This is a genomic window from Parafilimonas sp., assembly GCF_047606085.1.
Classification (GTDB): Bacteria; Bacteroidota; Bacteroidia; order Chitinophagales; family Chitinophagaceae; genus Parafilimonas.
The window spans coordinates 1-16,369 of the sequence record NZ_JASGEX010000111.1; the positions used below are offsets into that span (position 1 = coordinate 1).

At 40.4% G+C, this 16,369-nt stretch carries 16 protein-coding genes and 1 pseudogene; 13 read left to right on the top strand and 4 right to left on the bottom strand.

Annotation, left to right across the window (positions count from 1 at the left end; all coding sequences use genetic code 11):
* Window positions 1-14 precede the first annotated feature (14 nt).
* Window positions 15-158 (top strand): zinc-binding dehydrogenase, encoded by a 144-nt coding sequence (locus tag QM629_RS09610; RefSeq protein WP_415159645.1) that lies wholly within the window; start codon window positions 15-17, stop codon window positions 156-158.
* Window positions 159-198: 40 nt separating this feature from the next.
* On the opposite strand, the gene QM629_RS09615 is transcribed toward QM629_RS09610, so the two are convergent.
* Window positions 199-576, bottom strand: coding sequence for a winged helix-turn-helix transcriptional regulator (locus QM629_RS09615; protein WP_415159584.1), 378 nt, complete (start codon window positions 574-576; stop codon window positions 199-201).
* 100 nt (window positions 577-676) lie between these two features.
* On the opposite strand from QM629_RS09615, the gene QM629_RS09620 reads away from it, so the two are divergent.
* The 6 genes and pseudogenes from QM629_RS09620 (at window position 677) to QM629_RS09645 (ending at window position 3,988) form a co-directional block, all read left to right on the top strand.
* Window positions 677-1,630, top strand: coding sequence for an alpha/beta hydrolase family esterase (locus QM629_RS09620; protein WP_415159586.1), 954 nt, complete (start codon window positions 677-679; stop codon window positions 1,628-1,630).
* Window positions 1,631-1,758: 128 nt separating this feature from the next.
* On the top strand, window positions 1,759-2,367 hold the full coding sequence (locus QM629_RS09625; RefSeq protein WP_415159588.1) for an FMN-dependent NADH-azoreductase: 609 nt from the start codon (window positions 1,759-1,761) through the stop codon (window positions 2,365-2,367).
* A gap of 56 nt (window positions 2,368-2,423) precedes the next feature.
* Window positions 2,424-2,567 (top strand): zinc-binding dehydrogenase, encoded by a 144-nt coding sequence (locus QM629_RS09630; RefSeq protein WP_415159590.1) that lies wholly within the window; start codon window positions 2,424-2,426, stop codon window positions 2,565-2,567.
* Between the two features lies 1 nt (window position 2,568).
* Window positions 2,569-3,483, top strand: a complete 915-nt coding sequence (locus QM629_RS09635) for a helix-turn-helix domain-containing protein (RefSeq protein ID WP_415159592.1) — start codon at window positions 2,569-2,571, stop codon at window positions 3,481-3,483.
* An 88-nt stretch (window positions 3,484-3,571) separates the two neighbouring features.
* A pseudogene (locus tag QM629_RS09640) lies at window positions 3,572-3,843 on the top strand (DUF6934 family protein).
* A complete protein-coding gene (locus QM629_RS09645; RefSeq protein WP_415159594.1) occupies window positions 3,791-3,988 on the top strand; it encodes a DUF6934 family protein in 198 nt (65 codons plus the stop codon). The pseudogene QM629_RS09640 and the gene QM629_RS09645 overlap by 53 nt, the downstream one beginning before the upstream one ends.
* A 234-nt stretch (window positions 3,989-4,222) precedes the next feature.
* On the opposite strand, the gene recJ is transcribed toward QM629_RS09645, so the two are convergent.
* Entirely contained in the window at window positions 4,223-5,920 is a 1,698-nt protein-coding gene (recJ, locus tag QM629_RS09650) for a single-stranded-DNA-specific exonuclease RecJ (RefSeq protein WP_415159596.1), read from the bottom strand.
* 9 nt (window positions 5,921-5,929) lie between these two features.
* The gene (locus tag QM629_RS09655; RefSeq protein ID WP_415159598.1) at window positions 5,930-6,892 is read right to left on the bottom strand and encodes a polyprenyl synthetase family protein; all 963 of its coding nucleotides are present in this window, start codon (window positions 6,890-6,892) and stop codon (window positions 5,930-5,932) included.
* Window positions 6,893-7,088: 196 nt separating this feature from the next.
* Between QM629_RS09655 and QM629_RS09660 the strand changes: the two genes are divergently transcribed.
* From QM629_RS09660 to QM629_RS09675, 4 genes are all read left to right on the top strand, one after another.
* Window positions 7,089-8,633, top strand: a complete 1,545-nt coding sequence (locus QM629_RS09660) for an OmpA family protein (RefSeq protein ID WP_415159600.1) — start codon at window positions 7,089-7,091, stop codon at window positions 8,631-8,633.
* 192 nt (window positions 8,634-8,825) lie between these two features.
* Window positions 8,826-10,976, top strand: coding sequence for an elongation factor G (fusA, locus tag QM629_RS09665; RefSeq protein ID WP_415159602.1), 2,151 nt, complete (start codon window positions 8,826-8,828; stop codon window positions 10,974-10,976).
* A 176-nt stretch (window positions 10,977-11,152) separates the two neighbouring features.
* A complete protein-coding gene (locus tag QM629_RS09670; protein WP_415159604.1) occupies window positions 11,153-11,533 on the top strand; it encodes a BlaI/MecI/CopY family transcriptional regulator in 381 nt (126 codons plus the stop codon).
* 5 nt (window positions 11,534-11,538) lie between these two features.
* Entirely contained in the window at window positions 11,539-13,059 is a 1,521-nt protein-coding gene (locus QM629_RS09675) for a M56 family metallopeptidase (RefSeq protein ID WP_415159606.1), read from the top strand.
* A gap of 242 nt (window positions 13,060-13,301) precedes the next feature.
* Here QM629_RS09675 and QM629_RS09680 read toward each other — a convergent pair whose 3' ends face one another.
* On the bottom strand, window positions 13,302-13,598 hold the full coding sequence (locus QM629_RS09680) for a hypothetical protein (RefSeq protein ID WP_415159608.1): 297 nt from the start codon (window positions 13,596-13,598) through the stop codon (window positions 13,302-13,304).
* An 85-nt stretch (window positions 13,599-13,683) separates the two neighbouring features.
* On the opposite strand from QM629_RS09680, the gene rpiA reads away from it, so the two are divergent.
* On the top strand, window positions 13,684-14,400 hold the full coding sequence (rpiA, locus tag QM629_RS09685; RefSeq protein WP_415159610.1) for a ribose-5-phosphate isomerase RpiA: 717 nt from the start codon (window positions 13,684-13,686) through the stop codon (window positions 14,398-14,400).
* Between the two features lie 208 nt (window positions 14,401-14,608).
* Complete coding sequence (locus QM629_RS09690) at window positions 14,609-16,228, top strand: amidase (RefSeq protein ID WP_415159612.1); 1,620 nt, start codon at window positions 14,609-14,611, stop codon at window positions 16,226-16,228.
* Window positions 16,229-16,369 lie beyond the last annotated feature (141 nt).

Genomic DNA, 16,369 nt, shown 5'->3' on the forward strand with positions numbered 1-16,369 from the left:
ATTGGCTCAACGAAATGGCAGCGTTAATTGATAACGGGAAAATGAAAGTAACTATCAGCAAAGTGTATCCTTTGGAAGAAGTAGCCGAAGCGCACAAAGAACGTGCAACGTGGCACGTTCGTGGAAAATTGATATTGGAAGTGAGAAAAGAAAATTAAAATGGCAAAAAGAATTAAGACCATAAGCGAATTTCATCAGTTACGAGGTTTTGTCTGTCTTATCGGTTTGTCGTAATTTCTTTTTATGTTTTTGCCCCCAGTCGGCTAACGCATTAACAACGTCTTTGAGTGTTAGTGCATAGTCCGTATAAACATACTCTACAACAACAGGTGTTTGGTCAGCTTTCACTACTCGTTTCAGCAATCTGTTCAACTCTAATTGCTTTAATTCGTTTGAAAGCACTCGTGCCGAAATGCCTTTGATTGTCCGTTGCAATTCGTTGAAACGTGTTTGTCCGCTGAACAAAGCGATGATAATCCGCAATTTCCACTTACCGCCCAATACATATATTGCGTCTTCAACTGCGTTGATGTGTTTGGTGCATTGCACTTCTGAAAAAACTATTTTCTGTTTCATATTTTTGTGGTAGTAACCTAAACATTACTACTAATCTTTTGTTTACTACTAATAAATTATTAGCGAAGTTAATTAATTTTGTACGGTAAAAAGAATGTTGATGAAATTATTTTTAAAAATGACATATATTGTATTGCTTTTATTGTTGGGAACATTTCTTGGATTAATTATATATACTTACCGATGGAATATTACAAATCCCAACAAATCCCACTCTGTTACAGTTGATAATTATACCCGAAGATTTATTTATCACATTCCAAAACAGCTATCACCCAATCCCAAATTAATTATCGCATACCACGGCTCCAAGCTGAAAGGATTTATGATGCAAATTTTTACCGGACACGAGTTTGATTTATTAGCAGATAAGTACAAAGACGCTATTATAGTTTATCCGGAAGGATACAAGGGACACTGGAACGATTGTAGAAAAGAAGCTCCTTTTGAAGCAAAACAAAAGAATTTGAACGATGTTGAATTTACTCAAAAAATTATTGATTTTTTTAAAACAGAGTACAGTATAAATGAAAAAGAAATTTTTGCTGTTGGATATTCAAATGGTGGCTTTATGGTTTTTCGATTAGCCAATGAAAAATCGAGTGTGTTTAAGTCATTCGCCGTCATATCGAGCAATCTTCCGGTAAATGCAAATTACATTAAAAATAATCTACAGAGCCCTATTTCACTTATCTATTTTAGTGGTATGAAGGATGAAATTGTTCCGTACGAAGGAGGAGAAGTATTTGTCAATGAAGCTAGTTATGGATTTGTTCGTAGTACACAGGAAACACTGGATTATTGGTTGAATGTAAATAATTCTGATTCTTCTAATGCCATTGCCAAATTTAAGAATAAAAATGAGGAAATTACCGCAATTAAAACCGATTACTTCTCAAATTCTTCAGGGAAGAAAATTTCAGTTATAAAAATGTTTGATGGAGGTCATACTATTCCAAATCAAAATTTTAGACTCCCTATAAAAGCAATCGGAAAGATGAATAAAGAAGTTGACGCTCCACAATTGATTTGGGACTTTTTTATGGACAAATGAAAGCGAGTGCAGTAACCACCATTACTAAATCGTTACCGATAGAGTTTTCCACTCTCGTAAACCACTATTTATTAGCCGCTTTAGGTTAAATTAATCTTTTTCGCATTAAAAATTTAAAAGTAAAAACAATGAGTAAAAAAGTGTTGCACATTATTACAAGCCCACAAGGTGAGGTTTCAATCAGTAGAAAATTGGGAAAAGAAATTGTTGAAAAAATTCAGGCGAAATATCCCGACAGCATTGTCAAGGAAAGAGATTTGGCAAAAGAAGCGTTTCCGCATTTGGACGGATTGCAAATTGGTTCGTGGTTTACACCTGCCGAAAATCACACGCCTGAACAAGCGAAAGCGATAAAAATTTCAGAAGAAGCAATTGCAGAAATGAAAGAAGCGGACATTTATGTCTTTTGTGCACCGTTCTACAATTTTGCAATTCCGTCCACATTGAAGGCATACTTAGACCACATTGTAAGACCGGGGATTACGTTTCGTTACAGAGAAGACGGAACGGTAGAAGGTTTTTTGAAAAACAAAAGGGCGTATATCGCAATTGCTTCAAGCGGTGTTTATTCGGAAGGCGATTTTCAGTCGTTTGATTTTGTTAGTCCGTATTTGAAATTTCTTCTTGGGTTGCTTGGAATTACTGACATTACAATTTTTCGCGTGGAAGGTCAGCGAATTGAAGGTCTGAAAGAAAATGCGTTGCAAAAAGGTCTTGACAGTGTTGTGATTGATTAGTGTCTGTCGGTGCGGTCGTTTAGCCTTGCTGGTAACATCGTTATTGGCTCAACGAAATGGCAGCGTTAATTGATAACGAGAAAATGAAAGTAACTATCAGCAAAGTGTATCCTTTGGAAGAAGTAGCCGAAGCACACAAGGAAAGTGCAACGTGGCACGTTCGTGGAAAATTGATATTGGAAGTGAGAAAAGAAAATTAAAATGGCAAAAAGAATTAAGACCATAAGCGAATTTCATCAGTTACGAGGTTTACAAAAACCCGAACACCCATTAATCAGCGTGATTAACGTTAAAACCGTTAAGCATTTACAGGTTAACGAACCAATGAGTTTGACCTTGGATTTTTATATGATTGCGCTCAAAAGAATTTTTAGCAACAGCAAACTAATATATGGGCAACAGCAATATGATTTTGATGAAGGACTAATGTCATTTATGTCGCCAAATCAGGTTTTCAGCATTGCTGTTGACAAAGAATTAAAACAATCGGGGTGGGTGTTGCTCGTTCACCCCGATTTCTTTTGGGGAACATCGTTGGCAAACAAAATAAAGCAATACGAGTTTTTTGACTATTCGGTAAACGAAGCCTTGTTTCTTTCAGAAAAAGAAGAAGCCACCATCAACGGAATTATAGAAAATATCAAAGAAGAATATCACGCAAACATTGACAAGTTTAGCAAGCAGATTATTATTTCACACATTGAAACCTTACTCAATTATTCTCAAAGATTTTACAATCGTCAGTTTATTACCAGAGAAAAAGCGAATCACCAGATTCTGGAGCGTTTGGAAAAATTATTAACGGATTATTTCAACAGCGATGATTTGATTTCAAAAGGATTGCCGACAGTTCAATACGTTGCGGAAAAACTGAACGTTTCGCCAGGTTACTTAGGCAGGTTACTTAGAACGCTTACAGGACAAAATACACAGCAACACATTCACGACAAACTGATTGAAAAAGCCAAAGAAAAGCTATCTACAACCCAACTTTCTGTAAGCGAAATTGCTTACGAATTAGGCTTTGAACATTCTCAATCATTCAGCAAACTTTTCAGGACAAAGACAAATCTTTCGCCATTAGCGTTTAGACAGTCGTTTAACTATGCACAGTGACAGTGTAAAAGTTCAGGAACAATTTTCGAACGCTATCTTTGGCAACATGAAAATTGACAAGTATCCGGTTATTGTTGGCGAGACTTCAATGGTTTTTGAATTTGTAAGCAAAGGTATTCGTGGCAATATTCCTAAACTTGTTATCTACAGTAAAACACATCTTCGCAACTTTTATAATTAAGTTTTGGCGACAAAGATGAATTAACCGGAGAAATTGATGATGAAATAATCACAAACAACGGCGACAGTGAAAAAGTATTGGTAACCGTTGCTTCAACACTTTATATTTTCATAGAAAAATACCCGGATGCAATGGTTATTTGCAACGGGCAGCACAAAAGCAAGGACAAGACTTTATAGAATTGGCATTACAAATAATCTTACAGAAATTCAAAAGGACTTTGATGTTTATGGACTGCTACAAAATGGTTGGCAGTCGTTTGAAAAGCAAACAGAATACAGCGCATTCTTAGCGACAAAGAAAAAGATTAACTTTCCATCATGAAACAAGCAAAAAACGATAACAAAAACCTACTGTAATAAAAGTTGACAAGGAACTGGATAAGTACCTTAATAAAGGCTTGTTCAAAAATAAAGTTGACAAAGCCAGTGAAGTGCTTAAAACAATTGGGCTGTTTAAATTTTCAAAATAGCGCTGCAATTCTTCGCACAGTGCAAAGGCGTAAACAGCGTAATAAAGCGGCTCTTGTGCTCTCCGTGCGAAAAAATGAAACAGCTTCTAAGCAGACAGCCTCAGGTCTAACATCTTCACCTGTATCATTCGCTCCCCGTTCCATTCATTAATATCCAATGTATAAACAATATCCAGCGGCAGGTTTAATTCAAGCAGGAAAAATTTTTCAGCCATATTAAAACCAATGCCTGTAAATATCTTGTCGTGCTGCTGCAGCACAAAACGCACATGCTGTTCCTTCACCACTTTTGAATATCCTGTATTTTTCACACGCCGGGTAATGAAAACTGGGCGCATGTTAGAAGGGCCAAAGGGTTCCATCTGCTCAATAATATGTAAAAAAGTGAAGTTTATTTCACTGAACGACAGCTCTGCATCAATTATAATTTCGGGCATTAACAGCTCTTCGGTAATAGTTTGCGATACAATTTTTTCAAAGCTGTCAATAAAATCGGGCAACTTGGCTTCCTGCAACGACAGGCCTGCCGCTGCAAAATGGCCGCCATAGCCAAGCAGGTGTTCCCTGCATGCATGAATGGCTTCATATAAATTAAACCCCGGCACGCTGCGGGCGCTGCCGGCAATAACATCCCCGCTTTTGGTAAGCACAACGGTGGGGCGGTAATAATTTTCAATAAGCCTTGACGCCACAATGCCTACAACGCCTTTATGCCAGTGCTCTTTATAAACAACGGTTGTTTTACGCTGCTTTAATATAGCATCGCCTTCAATTAATGACAGGGCTTCATCGGTAATATTACTGTCTGCCTCTTTTCGTTCTGTATTATCGTTGTGCAGCAGTTTGGCAAGTTCAAGCGCCTTGTCGTAATCTTCTTCAATAAACAACTGAACGGCTTTTTTTGCATCATCCATTCTTCCGGCAGCATTAATGCGTGGCGCCACAATAAACACAAGGCTGTTTATATGCACTTTCTTTTGCATGCCGGCCAGCGCAAGCAGGGCTTTTAAACTTACGGAAGGGTTTTCATTTACTTTTTTTAACCCATAAAATGCCAGCACGCGGTTTTCGCCATCTATCGGAACTATATCAGCGGCTATGGACACGGCAACGAGATCAATATATTTTAAATAAGATTCGGGCGGCAGGCCCAGTTCTTCACTTAAAGCCTGCATGAGCTTAAACCCTACGCCGCAGCCGCATAATTCTTTGTAAGGATAGTTGCAATCCTTTTGTTTTGGATCGAGCACGGCAGCCGCATCGGGTATTATTTCATCGGGCAAATGGTGATCGCAAATAACAAAATCAATATTTAACTGTTTTGCATAACTGATAAGTTCTGCGGATTTTATTCCGCAATCCAGCGCAATGACGAGGGAAAAATTATTTTCGAAGGCAAAATCAATGCCCGCTTTAGATACGCCATATCCTTCTTTATACCGGTGCGGGATGTAATAAGCAACCTGCGGATATATTGATCTCAAAAACTGGTACATGCAGGCAACCGCTGTGGTGCCATCCACATCATAATCGCCATATACTAAAATCTTTTCATTGCTGTTTATTGCTGAAATAATACGGTTTACTGCCTTCAGCATGTTTTTCATCAACCAGGGATCATGCAACTGGCTGAGCTGCGGACGGAAAAAGCGGTGCGCTTTATCGTACGTGTCAATATTCCGCTGAACAAGTATTTTACAAATCGTTTTATTTATGCGAAGTGCCTGTTGCAGCTGCAAGGCTACAGGTTCATCAAATGGCAATATGTTCCATCTTTTTTGCATGATTCCGGTCTAATATTCTCTGTCGGTGGTATATCTAACGAGGTCTTCAAGCGCATCGCGAATTTCTGAAACAGAAAATTCGTGCAGCAATGCCAGCGCTTCATCCCTGAAGTTCAGCATTTTTTTTGTTGCATAATCTATTCCCCCGGCATTTTTTACTGCATTAATTACAAAGCCTACCTTTTCCGGGTCGCGGTTTTCGTTTTTAACGATGTAAATAATCTTCTTTCTAAGCGTTGGTGCACAATTATTCAAAGTGTATATAAGCGGCAACGTTAATTTCTTTTCTTTAATATCGTTGCCGGTAGGTTTCCCTATATTTTCAGCGCTGTAATCAAAAAGATCGTCCTTGATTTGGAAAGCCATGCCAACCTTTTCTCCAAATTGTTGCATTTTTTCTATATTCTTTTCTTCACAAAAGGTTGTACTGGCTCCTGCTGCACAGGCTGAAGACAGTAAAGAGGCCGTTTTGCCTTTTATAATACTGAAATACACTTCTTCGCTCAGGTTCAGGTTCCGGGCCTTTTCAATCTGCAATAATTCACCTTCGCTCATTTGCCTTACAGCTTCAGAAAGTATCTGTAATATCTTGTAATCATTATTATTGAGGGATAATAACAGGCCTTTGGACAGAAGGTAGTCACCCACCAATACAGCCACTTTGTTTTTCCAGAGGGCATTTATCGAAAAAAAGCCACGCCGCTCGGTAGATTCGTCAACAACATCATCGTGCACGAGGGTAGCTGTGTGTAACAATTCCACAAGGGAAGCCGCCCTGTAAGTGGTTGTTGTAATTTCCCCTCCCAGTTTTGCGCTTAACAATACAAACATTGGCCGCATTTGCTTGCCCTTTCTTTTTACGATATACTGCATAATCCTGTCGAGCAAAGGGACATTGCTTTTTACCGCTTTGCTAAAGTATTCTTCAAACCTTGTTAAATCTTGGTCTATTAATTGTATAGCTTTCTTCATTAAAATTTCAAACAGTTGCAAGATATGAGAAAACTAATTGGTAAAAGAGAAGCAGCATAATGAATAAAGTTTTTGTCATAAGAGCGGTTTGAATCAAAAGAAAATAAATAGTAAAAATTTGGTATTTCATTATCAATGAGTATTTTTGTGGTTATAATTTTCAAAGGGAAACATTAAACAATTTAAAATTTTACCTATGGTAAGCAAAAAGCTAAAATTGCTCTTAGCCCTTGTAGGACTAATGCAGATCTCATCCTATGCACAGGATGATACTTCATCTACTACCGGGTCTTCAACAAGTTCAACCGATGCCAGCTGGGCGTATGACTCAAGTAAAACATCGAATACAACGCAGTATAATGAATTTGTAAACTATCAGAATCCTTATCCGGCAAAACCACGTGGACAGTGGGAATTATCAGTACTTGGTGGCAATGCCATTATTATTGGCGACCGCCCGATGTTCAGCGGCTATACAGGTGGTTTTGCTGGCGGCCTGGCAGCCCGTTTTGCATTGAGCCATGTATTTTCTACACGTCTTGGTTATGTTGCCAGCATTCAAAAAATCCCGGGATATAAAACTTATATTCCTTACTCATCCAACACAACGCACATGTTGAATTTGGATTTGATCGCCTCTTTAAATACACTTAGTTCTTACAGGGGAAATCCTAAAGTGAACTACTATGTATTTGTAGGTTACAGTATTGCCGCTTCTCAGGTTGCAGCGGGTAATGCAGATGATGGTATTTTTTCAGCAACCGGCCCGGTTCGCTTTGATCTTTATCAAAAGGATTCAAAGAACTTTATCTCTACATTCCATGAAGATGATAATGGAAACAAGAACCAGGCTTTATACCACAATCTTGCCTTTGGTGCAGGTATAGATTTCAAAATCAGCCCAAGGGTTACTTTTGGCGTGGAAGAAAGAATCGTTGCCCCGCTTACAGGTGTTGATATGCTGGATGGCTATATCAATCAATCCGGAAGCGTTAGGGGAAGCGCTGATAAATTTGCGTTCTCTACCGCTAAGATAGCTTTCAATCTCGGCAATTCAGCTAAGCGCACGGCGCCGTTGTGGTGGATTAATCCTAACAACTACCTGTATAATGAAGTTGCCACTCCAAAGCACATGAAACTTCCTCCGGTTGTTTTACCTGATGCCGATGGCGATGGTGTAACAGACCAGTTTGATGTGGAACCCAATACACCTGCAGGCTGTGCAGTTGATGTAAAAGGCGTTAGCCTTGATACAGACGGTGATGGCGTTCCAGACTGCAAGGATAAGGAAAAACTTACTCCGCAAAACTGCTTCCCTGTTAATGCCGATGGCGTAGGTACCTGCCCGGAACCGGAATGCTGCAAGAACATTCAGCCAGCAGCCCCCACTTGCGCAATAGGCAGCCTGCCGAGCGTACAGTTCAAGAGCGGCAGCGCTAAATTAAGCAGCACAGCTACTTCACTGCTTGATAACGTAGCCCAGCAATTACAGGCTAATCCTGCTTGTAAAGTAAAGCTGGTTGGCTATGGCGCTTCTGACAAGAGGTCTCAACAGCTTAGCTGGGATCATGTAAATGCTATCAAGACTTACCTTACTGAAAAACAAGGTATTTCTGAAACACGCATCATCTGGTCTTCAGGCGTAGAAGGCAGCAGCAATACTACTGTAGATTTGATACCAACTACAGAAGAAGGCCCGAACACAGTTCCTGCTCCTCATCCAAATCTTAGAAAAGGTTAATACAATAATCTTTAAGAAATAATAAAAAAGCCGCTGAATTTTCAGCGGCTTTTTTATTCAAATTAATTAACTTTCAAAGTATAACCGCACACCAAAAAATATTACCTTTGCCGCTCAAAAAAATTTCAGGAAGGTTAGCCTCTGTTTTAGTGCAGATAAGGCCCGGGATTTTTGTAAATAATAACAACTTATATGGCTGATTTAAGATTACAACGAAACTTTGGTATTGCAGCGCATATTGATGCAGGCAAAACCACCACCACGGAGCGCATTCTTCGTTATACCGGCATGATTCACAGGATTGGTGAAGTGCATGAAGGGGCGGCCACTACCGACTGGATGGAGCAGGAAAAAGAAAGAGGTATTACCATTACCTCTGCAGCCGTAAGCTGCCAGTGGAATTTCCCTACGTTGCAGGGAAAATCAACTTCCGATACAAAAAAATACTATTTCAATATTATTGATACGCCCGGGCACGTAGATTTTACGGTAGAAGTAGAGCGCTCCATGCGTGTGCTGGATGGCCTTATCGCCTTGTTTTCTGCTGTTGATGGCGTTGAGCCCCAGAGCGAAACGGTTTGGCGCCAGGCAAACCGCTACGGAGTTCCCCGTATTGGTTTTGTGAACAAGATGGATCGTGCCGGTGCTGACTTCCTGAATGTTGTGGCCCAGGTAAAAGAAATGCTGGGTGCCAGGAGCGTTCCTTTGCAGCTGCCAATTGGTGCAGAAGATAATTTTAAAGGGGTTGTTGACCTGATCCAGATGAAAGGCATAGTTTGGGATGATGCCACAGAAGGTATGACCTATACGGAAATACCTATTCCTGACGATATGAAGGAGGATGTGGAATACTGGCGGAGCCAGTTAATTGAAGCTGTGGCTGAATACGATGAGAAATTACTGGAAAAGTTTTTTGATGATCCTGATACGATAAGTGAAGAGGAAGTGCATGAAGCCATCCGCAAGGCAACAATTGATTTGAGTATTGTGCCAATGATGTGTGGCTCTTCATTTAAAAATAAAGGTGTGCAAACTGCTTTGGATGCCGTTTGCCGTTATCTTCCTTCGCCATTGGACCTGCCTGATACAGTTGGGACAGACCCGGATAACGGCGAAGAAATTACACGAAAGGCCGATCCAAAGGCGCCTTTTTCGGCATTGGCATTTAAAATCATGACCGACCCCTTCGTTGGAAGGCTTGCCTTCTTCCGTTGCTACAGCGGCCATCTCGATGCCGGTTCTTATGTAAAGAATATGCGCAGTGGCAAGAATGAACGTATCAGCCGTATTATGAAAATGTTTGCCAACAAGCAAAATCCTATCGAGTTCATTGAAGCGGGCGATATTGGCGCTGCTGTTGGTTTTAAAGAAATAAAAACCGGTGATACTTTATGTGATGAGAACAATCCGATTGTATTGGAAAATATGTTTATACCGGAGCCGGTAATCTCCGTTGCAGTTGAGCCTAAAACGCAGGCAGACGTTGATAAAATGGGCCTTGCTATCTCCAAGCTGGTAGAAGAAGACCCTACATTGCGTGTAAAAACAGATGAAGATACCGGCCAGACAATCCTTTCGGGTATGGGTGAACTGCACCTTGAAATTATTGTTGATCGTATGAAACGCGAATTTAAGGTTGAAGTGAATCAGGGCAATCCCCAAGTGGCATATAAAGAAGCATTTACCAAAACGATTGAGCACCGTGAAGTGTTGAAAAAACAAACAGGCGGCCGTGGTAAATTCGCTGACATACAATTTGAAATAGGCCCTGCGGATGAAGAGTGGCTGAAGGAAAATTCCGGTAAAGCTTTCCAGTTTGTAAACGATATTTTCGGCGGTTCCATCCCGCGTGAATTTATACCTGCCATCCAGAAAGGTTTTGAAAGTTCCATGAGCACAGGCGTATTGGCCGCATACCCTATGGAAAGCATGAAGGTGCGTATTTTTGATGGCAGCTTCCACGCGGTTGACTCTGATTCTATGAGCTTTGAGCTTTGCGCTAAGTCTGGCTTTCGTGAGTCTGGTAAAAAAGCAAAACCTGTTTTGCTTGAACCTATCATGAAAGTGGAAGTAGTTACACCCGACCAATATATGGGTGATGTTACCGGCGACCTTAACCGCCGTCGAGGTTTACTGGAAGGTATGGATAGCCGTGGCAATGCCCAGGTGATTAAAGCCAAAGTTCCTTTGAGCGAAATGTTTGGTTATGTAACGCAGTTGCGCTCATTGTCATCAGGCCGTGCTACATCCACTATGGAATTCTCGCATTATTCGCCTGCTCCGGCAAACATTGCTGAAGAAGTAATTGCGAAGAGCAAAGGCAAAGTAAAAGTGGAAGATTAATGATCATCCTGCATAATTGTAAAAAAGGCGAGCCCGACAGTGCCCGCCTTTTTTATGTAACGCAATATATGCATAATGGTTCACGGCCCATGCCAGTGCCATTTATCAAAATTATTTCTTCTTAACTTTCATTTTACGAATATAATCGTACATTGCTTGCTGTTAAAATAATTATAATGAGCACTACGAAAACTTTAAAGCCCACAGATAGTGAGCTGGAGATATTGCAGGTTTTATGGAACAGAGGTGAAGCCACTGTGCGGGAAGTGCATGAAGAACTGGTGGTAACCAAGGATTGCGGCTACACTACCACCCTTAAATTAATGCAGATCATGTTTGAAAAAGGCCTTGTGATACGCGATGACAGCAACCGCACACATATTTACCAGGCCAATATAAGCCGTGAAAAAACACAGCGGCAGCTGGTGAATAAAATGGTGGATACTTTATTCAGCGGTTCCAGGTCTCAATTAGTAATGCAGGCGCTTGGCTCACATACGCCAAGCAAGGAAGAATTAAACGAAATACAGCAACTATTGGATAGCTTTAAAAAGTAAGTAGCGTGCAGTTATTTTCCGAATCATTTTTTTTACAGGCGCTGTCTTACGGCCTCATTGCCAGCCTGTGGCAGATGGGCTTATTATGGCTTGGCGTTATTGTGGCAGTAAGAAGCTTTAAATTTTCGGCCGCACAAAAATTCAATATAGCATCTGGCGCACAGTTAAGCGGTTTCGTTTTGTTTATTTATACCTACATTAATGCATATAAAACAGGAGCCGCCAAAATAATAATCAATGTGCCCAATACAGGTTTTGCAACGGGCGCAGGCCTTGTCATCAATGCCATCATGCCATATACCGCTGCCTTATATTTATGCATACTGTTGTATAAGCTGATTAAGCTTTCATTTGCATTTGGCAACACACAGCAACTTAAAAAGCATGACCTTAAAAAAATAGCTGCCGAACAAAGAATATTTGTACAGGAATATGCCCGGTTGTTTTCCATACGCAGGAAAATAAAAATTTACCTGTCGGAAAAAGTGATTTGCCCGCTTACCATGGGTTTTCTTAAACCGGTAATACTCATTCCCGTTGCGGCTGTTAATCATCTTTCAACACAGCAGCTTGAAGCCATAATACTGCATGAACTGGCGCATATAAAACGTGCCGATTATCTTTTATACCTGCTGCAGAGCCTGGTGGATAAGATATTCTTCTTTAATATTTTTGCAGTCATGCTGGGCGATATTATTGAAAAGGAGAGAGAGAATGCCTGCGACGACTGGGTATTGCAGTTCCGATATAATTCAATGCATTATGCAGAAGCCTTGTTTAAGCTCGGCAGGCTGAAAGTGCTGCCTGCCATGGCAATGCCGCTGCAGGGGAGGAAAGAAAACCTGCTGTTATGCAGAATAAAAAGGTTATTGCATAATACAGCGCACCATCAAACAATCAACTTCCGGCCTGCATTATTGGGCTTTTTCAGTTTGATGATAGGCGCAGGCTTATTAATTTATCCATCCGCCTATAAAAAAACTGATAACGTTTTTCAGCCGGTTAGTGCGGCTGAAATACATGCTGCAACTGTAAAGCAGGCCGCCGGCACAGCAGTTAATAAAGTTGCAGATGGGCACGTTGAAAAATTAGCCGAAATAAAAGTTAGGCAGCGGGCGGCTGACATTGCACAGCAACAGAAAGCAAAGAAAAAAACAGCTTTAGAAGCAGAGAAGGCTGTAGCTAAAGAGCCTGCACTACAAGAACGTGCACATGCATTGATGCTTAAACAGAACTATCTGTATAATGTAACCCTGGCGCTTGATTCTTTACGCCTGGCCATGCCCCGGCAAATTAAAGAAGCTGTTTCAGCCAATGTGGAGTTGAATGCAAGCATGCTGCAAAAAGTCATTTCGTACCAGAACTTTAAACAACTGGAAGCCATGCTTGCTGCAAGCGGCGATTCTATTTCAGTTAAAGAAAGCAGCGGCACAAAAGACAGTTATAAGAAACTTATTACTATTGAATCTTTCGATAAAGAAGGCAATAAGCATATTTACGCTGTGATCGTTGAGCTTTATCAATAACTCCCTTAAACGCCTGCAGGTCTGTATAGCTTTGGTTGATCGCACAGACAGTCAACAATACTTTTTTGCAATTACCCAATCATGCGCTGGCTCCTTATTACAAAAATTAAAATAATAAAAAGCCTTCCCGTTATTTTGGAAAGGCTTGTGTGTTGACTGCTGCTGATATTATCTTATCCAGTTAAAATTCCTGTCGTAATGGTTGTAATTATACTTATTCCTGCTATCAAGAAAATGGCTGTTCACAGCTTCAATTTTATTATTCCTTTCCCTTTGCAATGCTGGATAAGATCAATTTTTTTTGATGCGGCTATACGCAGGCTCATCGCTTCTTTTACCTGTTGGTTATATGCTCTATTAATGTTTGCGATTTGTTTATCCCGCTCGTATTTTGTAAAAGAACAGGATTCAATATAGCGCCTGCCAAAATCAATATGTATGGCTGGTGTTCTAAACGTTATAGCGGCTGCAAACTGCTGTGAAAAAGCGGCTGTGCTTAAAATAAACAAGGTTAAAAAGAGTGTAAAGATTTTTTTCATGTTGTTGATTGTTTAAATGTTATTAATGCACATAGGATGATGTTTTTTATATAACGTTTATCAACACATTGTTAATGATAAATTCATGGCATTTTTGCGACTGCATTATCTTTATGCCATGCTTACACAGGATGAGATAAAGAAACAGCTCGGCATATATGCGGCTGATCTTGTAAAGAACGGTATGCTTGCAGGCCTGGGCACGGGTACCACAGTATATTATCTTTTAAAGGAGCTTGGCAAACGCAAACAGCAGGGTTTACATTTTACGGCGGTATGCACTTCGCTTCAAACCCAAAACATATTGAAAGAAGAAGGAATAGATTTTGTTTCCCTGGATGATGTCGAAAGATTACATATTGCCATAGATGGCGCTGACGAAGCGGACAGGAATGGCAACCTCATCAAAGGCGGCGGCGGTGCTTTGTTGCAGGAAAAGATTGTTGAAGCCGCAGCAGATGAGTTAATCATTATTGTGGATGAAAAGAAGAACGTTGATGTGCTTGGCACTTTTCCATTGCCTGTTGAAGTAATTACATTTGGTTGGAAACAGGCAAAACAAACAATTGAAACCAGATACAATATAAAAACCAAACTGAGGGAAAAAGAAGGCAGGGTTTATATAACCGATCACAAACATTATATTCTTGATTGTTTCTTCAACGCTATACCAGATCCCGCCCTGCTAAATGTTGACCTGCACTTAATACCCGGCATTGTTGAAACCGGCCTGTTTGTTGGCATGGCCAACAAGATTATTACCGGGTATGCAGACGGTAACATTACAGTAAGGGATATTTAAAACCTTCCTCTTGTTAAAGACAATAAAAAACCAAAAATGGCTGCGATAATAGCTATCACTAAAAAGATAAGCGTCCGGCGTAACATAATACAAGTGTAATAATAATGAGTAACCAAACTAACTTAGCTAAATACATACCAGCTTATGAAGCTTCTTTGGAAATACCAACCCGCTTTTTTCTTATTATCTTTATTGCCAAACGCAATCAATGCAGAGAAGAAATTTTTTAAAGCATACATCCGCCGCCGGATTAGCATTTTCTCCTGTTTTTAAAACATCATCTTCCATTGCTGAAGAAAAAAATACTCCGGAAAACAACATTGATGATTTTGAGCTGAATGAAGCGACCATAGACATGCTGCAGCAAGCCATGCAATCCGGAAAATATACGTCACGAAAAATAACCGAACTGTATTTAAAAAGAATTAAAGCCATTGATAAGAATGGGCCAAAGCTTAATGCTGTAATTGAAGTCAATCCGGATGCATTAAAGATTGCTGAGGCTATGGATGCCGAACGTAAGGCCGGCAAAATACGCGGCCTGATGCATGGCATTCCTGTTTTGGTAAAAGATAACATCAATACAGGCGATAAGATGATGACGACTGCCGGGGCGCTTGCTTTGCGGGGCAATTATGCAACAAAAGATGCATTCATTATTCAACAATTAAGGGCCTCCGGCGCCATACTGCTGGGTAAAACAAATTTGAGTGAATGGGCTAACTTCAGATCAACACATGCTTCAAGCGGATGGAGCAGCCGCGGCGGACAAACACGTTGCCCATATATTTTAGAAAGAAGCCCGAGTGGTTCAAGTTCCGGTTCAGGCGCTGCTGTTGCAGCTAATTTATGCGCAGTTGCCATTGGCACAGAAACGGATGGTTCCGTTGTTTCTCCATCATCGGTTAACGGCCTTGTTGGTATAAAACCAACAGTGGGCCTATTAAGCAGGTCGGGCATTATTCCTATATCTGCAACACAGGATACAGCCGGGCCGATGGCGAGAACGGTGAAAGATGCAGCGATTTTATTGGGAGCATTAACCGGTGTTGATGAAGAAGATATTGTAACCAAAAACAGTACCGGTAAAGCTCAAAAAGATTATACTGTTTGCTTAAATGCAAACGCTTTGCAAGGTAAACGCATTGGCATAGAGAAGGCATTTTTAGAGGGCAACAAACAGGTAGTTGATGTATATAAAGCTGCAATTGATATTTTAAAACAACAGGGCGCAACAGTAGTTGAAGTTGAGCTGAAAAAGGCATTAAACGATCTGGGTGATGCAGAGTTTACCGTTTTGCAATATGAGTTTAAGGACGGTGTGAATAAATATCTCTCAACAGCCAATGCAAAAGTAAAAACACTGAAAGAGGTGATTGATTTTAATAAGCAGAACGAGACAGCGGCTATGCCATTCTTTAAACAGGAAATATTGGAAATGTGTGAGGCAAAAGGCGATCTTGGCTCGGGTGAATATAAAGAAGCTTTGTACAAAACTTTATCATCAAGATTGATCATTGATAACCTGATAGGCGAACATAAGCTTGATGCCATTTGCGGTGTTACCAATGGTTTATCATGGTGCATTGATTTGATTAACGGTGATTATGATGTAGGCTTCTTTTATTCAATGCCGGCCGCTATCAGCGGTTATCCGCATATTACAGTGCCGATGGGAATGATCCATCATTTGCCAATTGGCTTATCGTTTATGGGTGCCTCCTATACCGAACCGCAGCTTATTTCACTGGCATATAGTTTTGAACAGGCAACTAAAAAAAGAACGGTGCCAAGGTTTATTGGCAGCAGTATTTCCATGCAGGCCTGATACATTTTATTGTTCGCTTTGCAAACATTAACTGTACGGTTTCGGTTGTTTTATTTATGTGATTTAATGGTTGTGATAAAAACACCGGCTGTGAGCCGGCTTTTTGCAAGGCACAATGTTTGTTCAGTATATTACATTCCT